Annotated in this window: 12 protein-coding genes and 1 pseudogene; 7 read left to right on the top strand and 6 right to left on the bottom strand. The window is 61.5% G+C overall.

The window, feature by feature from the left end:
• The first annotated feature begins 61 nt into the window (after positions 1-61).
• From BMY45_RS12750 to BMY45_RS12730, 5 genes are all read left to right on the top strand, one after another.
• Positions 62-1,513 (top strand): sensor histidine kinase, encoded by a 1,452-nt coding sequence (locus tag BMY45_RS12750; RefSeq protein WP_092398041.1) that lies wholly within the window; start codon positions 62-64, stop codon positions 1,511-1,513.
• Positions 1,510-2,160 carry a response regulator transcription factor gene (locus BMY45_RS12745; protein WP_092398039.1) on the top strand — a complete coding sequence of 217 codons (651 nt, stop codon included), beginning with the start codon at positions 1,510-1,512 and terminating at the stop codon, positions 2,158-2,160. The genes BMY45_RS12750 and BMY45_RS12745 overlap by 4 nt, the downstream gene beginning before the upstream one ends.
• A 102-nt stretch (positions 2,161-2,262) precedes the next feature.
• Positions 2,263-2,637 carry a response regulator transcription factor gene (locus tag BMY45_RS12740; protein ID WP_092398037.1) on the top strand — a complete coding sequence of 125 codons (375 nt, stop codon included), beginning with the start codon at positions 2,263-2,265 and terminating at the stop codon, positions 2,635-2,637.
• Between the two features lie 233 nt (positions 2,638-2,870).
• Complete coding sequence (locus BMY45_RS12735; protein WP_092398035.1) at positions 2,871-4,073, top strand: NAD(P)/FAD-dependent oxidoreductase; 1,203 nt, start codon at positions 2,871-2,873, stop codon at positions 4,071-4,073.
• Between the two features lie 313 nt (positions 4,074-4,386).
• Positions 4,387-5,298 (top strand): LysR substrate-binding domain-containing protein, encoded by a 912-nt coding sequence (locus BMY45_RS12730; protein ID WP_092398033.1) that lies wholly within the window; start codon positions 4,387-4,389, stop codon positions 5,296-5,298.
• Between the two features lie 189 nt (positions 5,299-5,487).
• Here the strand turns inward: BMY45_RS12730 and BMY45_RS12725 are convergent, their stop codons facing one another.
• The 6 genes and pseudogenes from BMY45_RS12725 to BMY45_RS12700 all read right to left on the bottom strand — a co-directional run bounded on the left by BMY45_RS12725 (position 5,488) and on the right by BMY45_RS12700 (position 10,404).
• Complete coding sequence (locus BMY45_RS12725) at positions 5,488-6,468, bottom strand: ABC transporter substrate-binding protein (protein ID WP_256244142.1); 981 nt, start codon at positions 6,466-6,468, stop codon at positions 5,488-5,490.
• A gap of 110 nt (positions 6,469-6,578) precedes the next feature.
• Positions 6,579-6,701 (bottom strand): annotated as a pseudogene (locus BMY45_RS28395) (hypothetical protein); the annotation flags it as partial.
• Positions 6,702-6,771: 70 nt separating this feature from the next.
• Positions 6,772-7,974, bottom strand: coding sequence for an acetylornithine deacetylase (gene argE, locus BMY45_RS12715; RefSeq protein WP_092398027.1), 1,203 nt, complete (start codon positions 7,972-7,974; stop codon positions 6,772-6,774).
• Positions 7,967-8,641 carry a DUF1028 domain-containing protein gene (locus BMY45_RS12710; protein ID WP_092398025.1) on the bottom strand — a complete coding sequence of 225 codons (675 nt, stop codon included), beginning with the start codon at positions 8,639-8,641 and terminating at the stop codon, positions 7,967-7,969. The genes argE and BMY45_RS12710 overlap by 8 nt, the downstream gene beginning before the upstream one ends.
• A gap of 12 nt (positions 8,642-8,653) precedes the next feature.
• Complete coding sequence (locus BMY45_RS12705) at positions 8,654-9,064, bottom strand: RidA family protein (RefSeq protein WP_003201555.1); 411 nt, start codon at positions 9,062-9,064, stop codon at positions 8,654-8,656.
• The gene (locus tag BMY45_RS12700; protein ID WP_092398023.1) at positions 9,064-10,404 is read right to left on the bottom strand and encodes a flavin-containing monooxygenase; all 1,341 of its coding nucleotides are present in this window, start codon (positions 10,402-10,404) and stop codon (positions 9,064-9,066) included. The genes BMY45_RS12705 and BMY45_RS12700 overlap by 1 nt, the downstream gene beginning before the upstream one ends.
• A gap of 431 nt (positions 10,405-10,835) precedes the next feature.
• Between BMY45_RS12700 and BMY45_RS12695 the strand changes: the two genes are divergently transcribed.
• Together BMY45_RS12695 and BMY45_RS12690 are read left to right on the top strand one after the other, a co-directional pair.
• Positions 10,836-11,258 (top strand): nuclear transport factor 2 family protein, encoded by a 423-nt coding sequence (locus BMY45_RS12695; RefSeq protein ID WP_092398021.1) that lies wholly within the window; start codon positions 10,836-10,838, stop codon positions 11,256-11,258.
• A complete protein-coding gene (locus BMY45_RS12690) occupies positions 11,255-12,010 on the top strand; it encodes an SDR family NAD(P)-dependent oxidoreductase (protein ID WP_092398020.1) in 756 nt (251 codons plus the stop codon). The genes BMY45_RS12695 and BMY45_RS12690 overlap by 4 nt, the downstream gene beginning before the upstream one ends.
• The last annotated feature ends 1 nt before the right edge of the window (position 12,011 follow it).

Below are 12,011 nucleotides of genomic sequence, written 5' to 3'. Positions count from 1 at the left end.
GCTCAAGAACGTCTATGACAGCCTGCGATACACCCCATGCCAGAGGGGGCCGCGACTGTCGATGGGAATCAGTACCCATCCGCTGGTCAACGCCCTCGGCTGGCTGGTAGGCCTGGTGGTGGCCTGCGGGATTGTCATCATCAATTCAGAAACCCACTCCGACCTGGCCCCCACCCTGCTGTACATCACCTTGCTGTTGATGGCGGCCAATCTGTTCTCGATCAACCTGGTGATCACCGTCGCATTAATGTGCATGCTCTTGCTCACGGCGATGTTCCTGTACAACGGCGGCTACCATCGCTGGGATTCGACCACCGGTTTTTTCCGCTGCCTGACAGCGCTGTCGGCCATTGCCTTCCTGGCGCTGCGCAGCAAGCAGGCTTCAGACAGCTTGCGGCATAACGAGGCCTACCTGATCGGTGCCCAGCGCTTGAGTCAGACTGGCAGCGTGGGCTTTCGCGGTGATCGGCAAAACATATCCTGGTCGGAGGAATCTGCACGGATCTTCGAATACCCACCCAGCAAAGCGCCGACGGTTTCGATGATGCTCGAACGCACGCACCCCGAAGACCTTGAGCTGGCACGCGGAGTTTTCGAACAGGCCGCCCGCCGCGAACCGCAGATTGAGGTCAAGCTGCGCCTGCTGATGCCTGACGGGCGTATCAAGCATATCCACATGATCGCCAGTCCCTCGCTGTTGCAACACGGCCGTTTCCAGTACCTCGGCGCGCTCATGGACATCACCGCCAGCAAGCAGGCCGAAGAAGCGTTGTTCCGCGCTCAGACCCAACTGGCCCACGTCACCCGTCTGACTTCGCTAGGGGAAATGGCCGCCTCCATTGCCCACGAAGTCAACCAGCCATTGACGGCCATTACCAGCAGCGGCGAAGCCTGCCGCCGGTGGCTTCAACGCCCCGAACCCGACCTTAAGGAAGCCCTCGATTCCCTCGACCGGATCATCGCCAACGGGTGTCGCGCCAGTGAGGTCATCAGCCGCATCCGGGCGCTGTCACGCAAGTGTGATCCGTTGCGTCGACCCGAGCCGCTGGACGATATCGTCAGCGAGACGCTCTACCTGGTCCAGCAGCAACTGGCTCATCACAAAGTCAGGGTGCAAGTGGATCTGGCGACAAGCGGCGTGCAGGTCAGCGCGGACCGCGTGCAGCTGCAGCAAGTGATCATCAACCTGATCATCAATGCCTGCCACGCCATGGATGGGATCAAAGTGCGCGAGCCCATTCTGCAGATCCGCACCTGGCTGCAAGACAACGAGGCTGTGCTGGAGGTGACCGATCAAGGAACCGGCATCGCCGCCGACATTCTGCCCTCCCTGTTCAATGCATTTTTCACCACCAAGGAAAATGGCCTGGGCATGGGCCTGTCCATCTGCCGGTCCATCATCGACTTTCACGAGGGCAGGATCTGGGCAACCAGCGAGGTTGGCCAAGGCACATCATTCAGGTTCGCACTGCCGTTGTTAACGTGCGCATCGTTGTCCGGGGAGCCCCAATGAGCCCTTATTCCCATAAGAATCCAGCCACCTGCACCGCCCCCCTCGTGTACATCGTCGACGACGATGCCCCTCTGCGCGAATCCCTCGGCAGCCTGCTGCGCTCCATTGGCCTGCAGGTTCAACTGTTCAGCTCGGTCGCAGGGTTCATGCAGCATCCCAGGCCCGATCTGCCCAGTTGCCTGGTATTGGATGTACGACTGCAGGGCACCAGCGGCCTGGATTGCCAGCGCGAGCTGGTTGCCGCCAACGTTCAACTACCGATCGTGTTCATGACCGGCCATGGCGATATCGCCATGACCGTTCGAGCGATGAAGGCTGGCGCGGTGGATTTCCTCGCCAAGCCGTTTCGCGAGCAGGACCTGATCGATGCTGTGGCCGCCGCCCATCAACAGGATCGGCTGCGTCGCGAGGCCGAGCGCAACCACCAACACCTGCTTGAGCGCTACATCACCCTGACGCCGAGGGAGCAGCAAGTCATGGCGCTGGCGGCGTCGGGCCTGATGAACAAGCAGATTGCCGCCGAGATAGGCTTGAGCGAAATCACGGTCAAGATTCACCGTGGCCAGGCCATGCGCAAAATGTCCGCGCGCTCCTTTGCCGACCTGGTACGCATGGCCCAGGCCTTGGAGCTTGCCCGCGACCAGTAACGTTTTCATACCCACGTATACTTGGCGGGACGCCTGGACCGCGTATCTTGCAATGATCGCGGGTGGCTCTATGGCCACCTGATATCACTGCCAGGTATCAACATGTCCAACAGCGCAATAATTTCAGTCGTTGATGATGACGAATCGGTCCGAATTGCGCTGGATGGCTTGTTACGCTCCCACGGCTATCGGGTCAACACATTCGCCAACGCCCTGCAATTTCTGTCTTCCAGTGAGCGTGGCAAAACCGCCTGCCTGATATCGGATATACAAATGCCTGGCATGACGGGCATTCAGATGTATGAACAGCTGTCTTCCCTGGGCATTCGTATCCCGGTCATCTTCATTACCGGCCATCCCGGCGCTCCACCCCGTCTCAGCGCGGCGGCTCCCAAACCGCTGGCATTTTTCCCAAAGCCGTTCGACTGCGCTGCACTGATCGCTTGCATCGAGTCGGTACTTGAACGTCCTTTTTGACTTGCGCCGCCCATACCTTCGTATAGCTCACCCCCTACCCACGCATAGGCCTGATGACCCTATGTAGAAGTGTTGGATGTGATCGCGGCGAATACCATCTGCTGCAGCGAGCCGAAGCTGGATGCGCTGGATGTTCAAGCATCCAAGCCACGCAATTTTGGGTATTTCGCAGCACTGGCACGCGGGGCAAACCCACCCTTTCAACGTATCGATTTTGTCTTCGGGAGCAAATCATGAAACAGCATATTCTGGTGATTGGCGCAGGTTTCGGCGGGGTATGGAGCGCCCTCGGTGCAGCCCGCCTGCTGGACCAGCACAATCGCAATGACGTACAGATTACGGTCCTGGCGCCACAAGCGGAGTTACGAATCCGGCCCCGGTTCTATGAGCCGAATGTCCACACCATGATGGCTCCGCTGGGCGGGCTGTTCGATGCGGTGGGGATAACATTCGTGCAGGGCTCGGCGAGTACTATCGACGTCGATAACAAACGGGTTGGCTACGTGGACGTCTTCGGGACACAGGGCACGCTGGGCTACGACCGCCTGGTGCTGGCGGCGGGCAGCAAACTGATCCGTCCCGACCTCAAGGGCATGATGGAACATGCGTTCGATGTCGATGAGATCGAACAGGCAACACGCCTGGAAGCCCACATCAAATCCCTCAAGAATCTGCCGGACAGCCCTGGCCGTAACACCGTAGTGGTGGCCGGTGGTGGTTTCACCGGCATCGAAACCGCGACTGAGATGCCTGCGCGTTTACGCGCCATCCTGGGCGAGGACGCCAACATCCGCGTCATCGTGGTGGAGCGCGGGCCGCAAATCGGCGCGTCGATGGGCGACGGTATTCGCCCGTCCATCATCGAAGCTTCCGACCACCTGGGCATCGAGTGGAGGGTCAATGTGTCGGTCGACTCGGTGGATGCTGACGGCGTCACCCTTTCGGATGGCCAGCGTATCGAGTCCAGGACGGTGATCTGGACCGTGGGCTTCCGTGCCAGCCCTTTAACCCAACAAGTGCCGGGCACTCGCGACCCTCAAGGTCGCCTGCACGTCGATGGACATCTGAAGGTAGTGGGACAGAACGACATATTCGCCAGCGGTGACGTGGCCTATGCCGCCACCGACACGCTTGGCAACTACGCGGCGATGTCCTGCCAGCACGCCATCGCCCTGGGGCGCTATGCTGGCCACAACGTCGCGGCGGACCTGCTGGGTGTCGCGCCGATGACCTACAGCCAGCCCAAGTACGTGACTTGCCTGGACCTGGGTGCCTGGGGCGCGGTATTCACCGAAGGTTGGGACCGCCAGCTCAAACTGGTCGGGCAGGAAGCCAAGGAACTCAAAACCCAGATCAACACGGTGTGGATCTACCCTCCGGCCGCCGACCGTGCCACAGCCCTGGCTGCGGCTGATCCGTTGATTCCTGTGGCTTGACTCACCTGCCATAGCCCGGCCAGTCCCCTCCTTTCTGTGCCGGTTTTCCCGAACACCTGCCGTTGCTTTTTGGGCAGGTGTTTTTTCAGTCCAGGTGCCACGTTTCGAACCCATCGGTCCTTCGACATGGGTGATGGTGCCATTCTCTCTTCGGTCTATGGAGCTCAACCTGGGCGCCGTACGTTCCAAAACCGTGCTTATCCTCACCCAGTTCAAATATCGCCATTGCCCAGCAAAATGCGTTGCAATGCCCGCCCCTCGCACAAGCGGCACAAGGTAAGGTAGACAAAAATCATCCCGATCGAGGTGTACCGTGGCCTCCTATTCCCTGCGTCAGCTGAAATACTTCGTCACCACTGTCGAGTGTGGCAGCGTCGCTGAAGCCTCCCGCAAGCTGTACATTGCCCAGCCCTCGATTGCGACCGCCGTCAAAGGGCTGGAAGACAGTTTCGGCGTGCAGTTGCTCATCCGTCACCACGCCCAGGGTGTGTCACTAACCCCCAGCGGTGCGCGCTTCTATCGCAAGGCCCAGGAACTGCTGCGCATGGCGCGAGAGTTCGAGCAGAACGCGCTGGCCGATAACGACGTGGTCAGCGGTCAGATCGACATCGGCTGCTTCGAGACTGTCGCACCCCTGTATTTGCCCCGATTGATCGCCGGTTTCCGCCAGCGTTACCCAGGCGTGGAGATCCGTCTGCAGGACGGTGAGCAACAGGAGCTGGTGCAAGGTTTGACGGGGGGGCGTTTCGACCTGGCGATTTTCTATGAGCACGACCTGGACGGCACCATCGAGACCGAGGCGCTGATGGCGCCGCAACAACCCTACGCGCTGCTGCCAGCGGGGCACCGCTTTGCCAGCCAGGCTCAGGTGTCCCTGCGCGACTTGGCACTGGAGCCGATGATTCTGTTGGACGTGCAACCCAGCCGGACCTATTTCGTGAGCATTTTCGAGGAGTTGGGCCTGACACCGAACATCGTTTTCAGCTCACCCTCGATCGAAATGGTGCGTGGTATGGTCGGGCAATCGTTCGGCTTTGCGCTGCTGGTAACCCGGCCACATTCCACCTGCACCTACGATGGGCAGCAAGTGGTGTGCGTCAACATCGCCGAGGACGTCACCGGTTCGGCCCTGGCGGCGGGATGGCTCAAGCGCGCGCACCTGACCAAACCTGCGCAGTTATTCGTGGATTACTGCAAAGAGCAGTTCAAGCAATGGCTGGCCTGATGCCCAGTCAAACACCGAACCCTGTGGCGAGGGAGCTTGCTCCCGCTGGGGGGCGAAGCGCCCCCAAACCCAACCGACTGGATCAACCTGGCACACCGCGAGAACCAGTGTCGGGGCTGCTGCGCAGCCCAGCGGGAGCAAGCTCCCTCGCCACAAAAGGCTCTGCTCGCCGCAAGAATGGTTCGATGGCTAGCGAGCTGCCCAGGCGTTGAAGCGCTGCTCCAGTTCTTCGCCATGGTCAACCCAGAACTCGGCATCCACGGCCCGGGCTTCGGCCAGGTTGGCCTCGGCGGTAGGCAACTGCTCCTGGACTGCTCCAGGCAGCAACGCCAGCGTTTTGCGATGCACCGGTCCATAAGGGATGTTTTCCGAGAACACTTTCTGCGCCTGCGGCTGGCTGGCAAAGGCAATGAATTGCTCGGCCAAGGCCTTGTTCGGCGTTCCCTTGACCACCGCCCAGTATTCCGGGTCATACAGGCTTTGCGGCCAGACGATACTCAGCTTCATGCCCTCCTTCTGCGCTGAAGCGATGCGACCGTTGTAGGCAGCGCTCATCGCCACATCCCCCGCCACTAACCACTGCGCCGGTTGCGCACCTGCCTCCCACCACTGGATGTTCGACTTGATCTGGTCCAGCTTGGCGAATGCCCGCGACACGCCTTCGGGGGTGTTGAGCACCTTGTACAACTCCTGCGCCTGGACCCCGTCGGCCAGCAAGGCAATTTCCAGGGTGTACTTGGCCCCCTTGCGCAACCCGCGCTTGCCCGGGTATTCGGTGACGTTCCAGAAATCCGCCCAGGACTTGGGTGCCTTGGCCAACTTGCTCTGGTCATAGGCCAGGACCATCGACCAGACATAAGTGGCCACACCACATTCGGTGAGAGTCCCCGGCACAAAATTCGCCGGATCACCCAAGGCGCTCAGATCGAGCCTTTCGAACAGGCCCTCCTCACAACCGCGCAACAGCTCGGGGCTTTCGACTTCGACCACGTCCCAACTGGTGTGGCCGGCCGCGACCATGGCCTTGATCTTCGATAACTCGCCATTGTATTCGCCGGCGACGATGCTTCCTGCACCGCTGGCGTTGAAGGGTTGGAAGTAGGCCTTGTCCTGGGCCTGCTTGGTGGCGCCACCAAAAGAGATCACGGTGAGGCTCTGTGGCGCGGCCATGACACTGCCACTCAACAGCACCAGGGCACACGCAATATTGCAACGCAAGGATCTGGACATGAAGCGGTTCCTCGAAAGGCCGGCTCGCCCGCACGAGCCGGCGACGGGACTCAGAGGCGACCGTAAGCGCGGGCGGTGCGATCTACAGCAATACGGGTCTTGTCGACCAGTTCGTTGATGTCGGCATGGCTGGCCACCAGCGCCGGGGCCATGATCATCCTGCCCAGGGTGCCTGCCTCATGAGGCAGGCCGTCAATCAGGGCGTTATCCTTCAGGCGCAGTTGCGCGGCCCGGGTTTTCCAATCATTGAAATCGTTCACCGAAAATTCCTTGTCTCAAGAAGTCGTTGGGTTCGCTGAGATGGCTCGCCAGGCGATCCATCAATCGGTCGCAGGCGGCCATCTGTTCAACACTCACGTATTCATCGGCTTTGTGCCCCTGATCCATGCTGCCGGGGCCGCAGACCACCGTCGGGATTCCAGCCTGATCAAACAGGCCGCCTTCGGTGCCGAATGCCACGGTGCTGAAGGCATCACTGCCGCACAACTCGGCAACCAGACGCGCGGCGGCGCTGTCCGGCGCGGTTGCCAGGCCCGGGTAGGCGGACAGGGGTTCAAACCGGATCGCGGTGTCGCCTTGCACGGCCCGCATCGCTGGCAGCAGCGCCTGCTCGGCGTAATCGCGCAATTGCTCGACGACGACCTGTGGGGCGAAATCCGGCAAGGCGCGCACTTCGAAATCGAAGCGGCAATCGGCCGGAACGATGTTCAACGCGGTACCGCCCTGGATCACGCCCACCTGCACCGTTGAGTACGCCGGATCGAAGCGCGCATCGTGTAGAGACGGTTCGGCCAGGTTCGCGCCGATCTCCCCCAACCGACCGATCAGGCGCGCTGCCTGTTCGATGGCATTCACCCCGTAGGGCGCATAGGCCGAATGACAGGCCGCCCCTTTGACATGGCAACGCATCGCCAACTTGCCCTTGTGGCCCAACACCGGTTGGAGTTGGGTGGGCTCGCCAATCAGGCACAACGCAGGCTGGGGAATGCGTTGCGGCAGCACTTGCAGCAGGCTGCGCACGCCCAGGCAACCGACCTCTTCGTCATAGGAGAACGCCAGATGCACGGGCCGGCGAAGCGGGCTGGCGAGGAACATCGGCACCGCCGCCAGCACTGCAGCCAAATAACCTTTCATGTCGGCGGTGCCCCGGCCGTACAGCTTGCCGCCGGCCTCGCTCAGGCAAAACGGATCGACCGTCCAGTGCTGTCCGTCCACCGGCACTACATCGGTATGACCGGACAGCACAACCCCACCGGGCACCGCTGGGCCGATGCTCGCCAACAGGTTGGCCTTGGTCCGCTCGGGGTTATAGATCAGCTCGCAACTCACGCCCAGATCGTGGAGGTAACCACGCACGAACTCGATCAGCGCCAGGTTCGACTCACGACTGACCGTGGCAAAGCCCACCAGGCGGGCGAGCAGTGCGCGGCTGCGCAGCTCACTCATCGCCCGGCACTCCGTAGCTGGGGGCCTGGGTCGGATCGAGGGCGCGGGTCAGGTAGTCCTGTAGTTGCGGCTGATAGGCCAGCCACAGCTTTTGCAGCTCAGCAATGGGATCTTCCTGGGCCCAGTCGACACGCAAATCGACGATCGGCCAGGTGAGTTCATCCACCACCGACAGCGCCGCAGAGTGCACCGCTCCGGCTTCACCACCGGCGCTCTGCCCAGCCTGCAAAGCACTCATCAGGCGCGCAGCAAGACAACCTTCGCTGTGTTCGAATGCTGCAACCATGGCGTCGATCACGCCCACACTGGCCAACAGATTGCCGGCCGCCACGCATTGCTCACCGGCCAGCGCGTGATGGCTGCCCAAGGCGTGGCTGCCGCTGAAAATCGCCGTGCCTCCGTGGGCATCCACCACCGCCACCTGGCGGTACTGGCTGTAGCCATTGCGCGCCAGGGCGCGGTCGACAGCCTCTTGGGCGGCCATGCCGCCGGCCAGTTCGTCGAGGATCTGCGGACCAAGAGCCGGCAGCGTGATGTTCTGGCTTGACACCGCGCCAACACCGGCCCGTAACCAGGGGCAACGGGCGCCGACGGCAATGCTCGAGGAACTGATGGCGATACCCAACTGGCCCGTCTCGGCGCAGCGCCCGACAATGGAAAAAGTCATGCTCCACTCTCCTTATTCGGGGATCACCGCGATCACGTCGATTTCCATCAGCCATTGCGGTTGGCCAAGGGCGCTGACCACCAGTCCTGTGGAAATCGGGAACACCCCTTTGAGCCATTTGCCCACCTCCTGATACACCGGCTCGCGATAGCGCGGATCGATCAGGTAAGTGGTGGTCTTGACGATATGGCTCAGGTCGCTGCCGGCCTCTTCCAGCAATTGCTTGACGTTGCGCATAGCCTGTTCGGCCTGAGCGCGGGGATCGCCCAGGCCCACCAACTGGCCGTTGAAGTCAGTGCCGACCTGGCCGCGCACGTAGACGGTGTTGCCGGCCCGCACGGCCTGGCATAAGTCGTTGTCCAGCGTCTGGTTGGGATAGGTGTCTTTGGTGTTGAACATGCGAATGCGAGTGTGGGTAGGCATCAACGGACTCCCATGAGGCTGGTTTTCGAACTGTTCGAATCGCTATCGAGCGCCGGGGGTTGAGCGTCCTCGCTCTGGCGCTGCGAAGCGTCTCGGTAGTTGAGATAGGTATGCTGTTTCACGATGTGGTCAGCGATATGCCGGGCGTCGTGCCACACGCCCCAGATGAACGCCGAACCGCGCCGTGACAGCCATGGCAGGCCCACGAAATACACACCCGGTTCGCTGGAAACACCCCGCTGGTGCCGCGGCTTGCCGTTGGCGTCAAGCGCGTCGACCTTCAGCCAGCTGTAATCCACCGAGTAGCCGGTGGCCCAGATCACGGTGCTCACCCCAGCGTCCACCAGATCCAGTTCCAGGATCGGATGGGTCAGGCAGTGCGGGTCAGGCAACAGATGGCGGGCGTCAGGATCCGGCGGCAGGTCCAGGCCGTTGCGGGCAATGTAGGCATCGGCGGCATCCAGCAGCGCCAGGTAGTTGTCATCGCCACGAGTAATATTTTCGGCCAGGTTGGGCTCAAACGTCACGACGCTACCGTTGAACGACTTCGTCAGGCCCACCAGGGTGATGCCCTCATGGGCCAGCCTGCGAAAGTCCACCGTATGGCCCCCACGGGCACCGCTCACGGCGATGGTCACGTGTTCCTTGCCCGGCTGGACGGCCTCCGCATCCCACTCGCCGAGCACCCCCAGCCACCAGCAAAAATCCCGGTTGCGATAGGCCCGTGGCGGGCGATCATGGGCGCCCACCGAAAGGTAGACCTGCTTGCCGGCGCGCCGCAATTCATCGGCAATCTGCACCCCGGACGAACCCGCCCCCACCACCAACACCGCGCCGTCAGCGAGCTGCCGGGGATTGCGGTATTGGGCGGAGTGCATCTGGGTGACGTGCGCCATATTCGCGGCGATAGGCGGAATCACTGGCCGTTGGAAGGGCCCGGTGGCGACCACCACGTGGATGGCCTCAATCGGGCCCTCGCTGGTTTCAATGCTGAAGCCTGGACGGCCGATATTACGCTGGACCTTCCTGACCTCCACACCGGTACGGATCGGCGCGTTGAATGTACTGGCATAGACTTCGAAGTAATCGGCCACTTGATCCTTGGTGGCGAAGGCATCAGGGTCGAGGCCCTGAAATTGCAGCCCTGGAAAGCGGTCATGCCAGGCCGGGCCGTTGGCCACCAGCGAATCCCAACGCGCAGTGCGCCAGGCCTCGGCAATGCGGTTGCGCTCCACCACAAGATGAGGCACCCCTTGGCGGCTCAAATGTTCACTCATGGCCACGCCGGCCTGACCGGCGCCTATAACAAGCGTGTCTATGTGTATTGTCTCAACGGGCATGTCTGTGCACTTCCGGCAGTGGGATGGTTCAGGCCGGCATGGCGCCGCCTCGGGTTTGGATTTTTTTCTTGTTCTGCGTTTGCGACGATCGACAGAAGGTGTCGAAGCGATTGTGTTGCCAGGTGGGGATTTGCGAAACGAGGGTTTTTGTCGTTGCTGGAAAGGAAAAAACTGCTGTATCGCCTACGCCCTGGACGATGCTTCTTTGCGCCAAGCCTGCGAGGCGATTCGTGGCTTCTGCAACGCACTGGGCTGACATTCAGTCGTTTCACTGAAACAACTGAGCCCGGTCGTCACCGGGCTCTCTTCAGCGGAAAATCTATACAAACTTACAAATACCTATACAAAATACTTTTAAACGTACAACTCGTGCAGTAGGCTGCGAAAACTTGTACAGGAATTACTACCTGTACAATAATTCGGAGCCTGACATGTCTGCCTACCTCCAGCGTTTTGCCCGCGCCTTCGCCGAGCTGGACGCCAGTCACCTGGACGAGCTCGATGCGCTCTACAGCGCCGACATACAGTTCCAGGACCCCTTGCATCGGATCGAAGGCCTGCCTGCCCTGCGCGACTACTTCGCGCAGATGTATGCCAACGTCGATCAGGTGCGCTACGACTTTCATGGCTTTGATGAGGTCGGCCCCGGCGCGGGCTATCTACGCTGGACGTTGCATTACAGCCACCCACGTCTGGCCGGCGGTGCACTCATCTCCCTGCAAGGCTGCAGCTATTTACGCTGGAACGAACGGGTCTACCTGCATCAGGATTTCTTCGACGCTGGCGCCCTGCTCTACGAGCACCTGCCCCTGTTCGGATCTGTGATCGGCTGGCTCAAGCGGAGGCTGGCATGAGTCGCATCTGGTTGACCGGCGCCAGCAGCGGTATCGGTGCGGCCTTGGCCTCGGAGCTTCTAGAGCAAGGCCACCGTCTGGCGCTGAGTGCGCGCCAGGTTGCGCCTCTTGAGGCGTTAGCGACTCGCTATGGGGATCAGGTCCTGGTGCTGCCGGGTGACCTGACCGATCCGGCGCAAGTGGCCGATATCTGCCAGGCCATCGACGCTCAATGGGGGGCGTTGGACCTGGTGATACTCAATGCCGGGACCTGCGAATACCTGGAGCCGGGGCGCTTCGACACGCGTCTGGTCGAACGGGTATTGACCACCAACCTGCTGGGCACCAGCCACTGCCTGGAAGCGGCCCTGCCCTTGCTGCGTCGAGGCCAACGTCCGCATCTGGTGGGGGTGTGCAGCGCGGTGACCTGGTTGGCCTTGCCGCGTGCCGGCGCTTATGGCGCGTCCAAAGCGGCGCTGCGCTATCTGTTCGAATCGCTGCGCATCGACCTGGCGGCCGAGGGTATCGATGTCACCTTGATAAGCCCCGGCTTTGTCGACACACCGCTGACCCGCCGCAACGACTTCCCGATGCCCATGCGCTGGTCGGCACAACGCGCGGCGCGGCATATCGCCCAACGCCTGCCGGCGCGACCGCTGGACATCGCGTTCCCCTGGTCCTTCACCTTCGTCCTGCGCCTGCTCGGACACTTGCCCGCCCGGTGGCGCCTGGCCCTTGGCCGGCGCCTGGCACGTTCTTCCCAGAAGTCTTGAA

This window comes from Pseudomonas sp. NFACC39-1 (assembly GCF_900110355.1).
Taxonomy (GTDB): Bacteria; Pseudomonadota; Gammaproteobacteria; order Pseudomonadales; family Pseudomonadaceae; genus Aquipseudomonas; species Aquipseudomonas tehranensis.
This window is presented reverse-complemented; position numbering and strand designations above follow the sequence as displayed.

What these genes read in the sequence shown, in the direction of transcription:
- BMY45_RS12735 (WP_092398035.1), top strand. Translation starts at nt 2,871, where the DNA reads ATGAAACAGCATATTCTGGTGATTGGCGCAGGTTTCGGCGGGGTATGG.
- BMY45_RS12705 (WP_003201555.1), bottom strand. Translation starts at nt 9,064, where the DNA reads ATGCCTACCCACACTCGCATTCGCATGTTCAACACCAAAGACACCTAT.
- BMY45_RS12745 (WP_092398039.1), top strand. Translation starts at nt 1,510, where the DNA reads ATGAGCCCTTATTCCCATAAGAATCCAGCCACCTGCACCGCCCCCCTC.
- BMY45_RS12750 (WP_092398041.1), top strand. Translation starts at nt 62, where the DNA reads ATGGGAATCAGTACCCATCCGCTGGTCAACGCCCTCGGCTGGCTGGTA.
- BMY45_RS12710 (WP_092398025.1), bottom strand. Translation starts at nt 8,641, where the DNA reads ATGACTTTTTCCATTGTCGGGCGCTGCGCCGAGACGGGCCAGTTGGGT.
- BMY45_RS12690 (WP_092398020.1), top strand. Translation starts at nt 11,255, where the DNA reads ATGAGTCGCATCTGGTTGACCGGCGCCAGCAGCGGTATCGGTGCGGCC.
- BMY45_RS12725 (WP_256244142.1), bottom strand. Translation starts at nt 6,468, where the DNA reads ATGGCCGCGCCACAGAGCCTCACCGTGATCTCTTTTGGTGGCGCCACC.
- BMY45_RS12740 (WP_092398037.1), top strand. Translation starts at nt 2,263, where the DNA reads ATGTCCAACAGCGCAATAATTTCAGTCGTTGATGATGACGAATCGGTC.
- BMY45_RS12695 (WP_092398021.1), top strand. Translation starts at nt 10,836, where the DNA reads ATGTCTGCCTACCTCCAGCGTTTTGCCCGCGCCTTCGCCGAGCTGGAC.
- BMY45_RS12700 (WP_092398023.1), bottom strand. Translation starts at nt 10,404, where the DNA reads ATGCCCGTTGAGACAATACACATAGACACGCTTGTTATAGGCGCCGGT.
- argE (WP_092398027.1), bottom strand. Translation starts at nt 7,974, where the DNA reads ATGAGTGAGCTGCGCAGCCGCGCACTGCTCGCCCGCCTGGTGGGCTTT.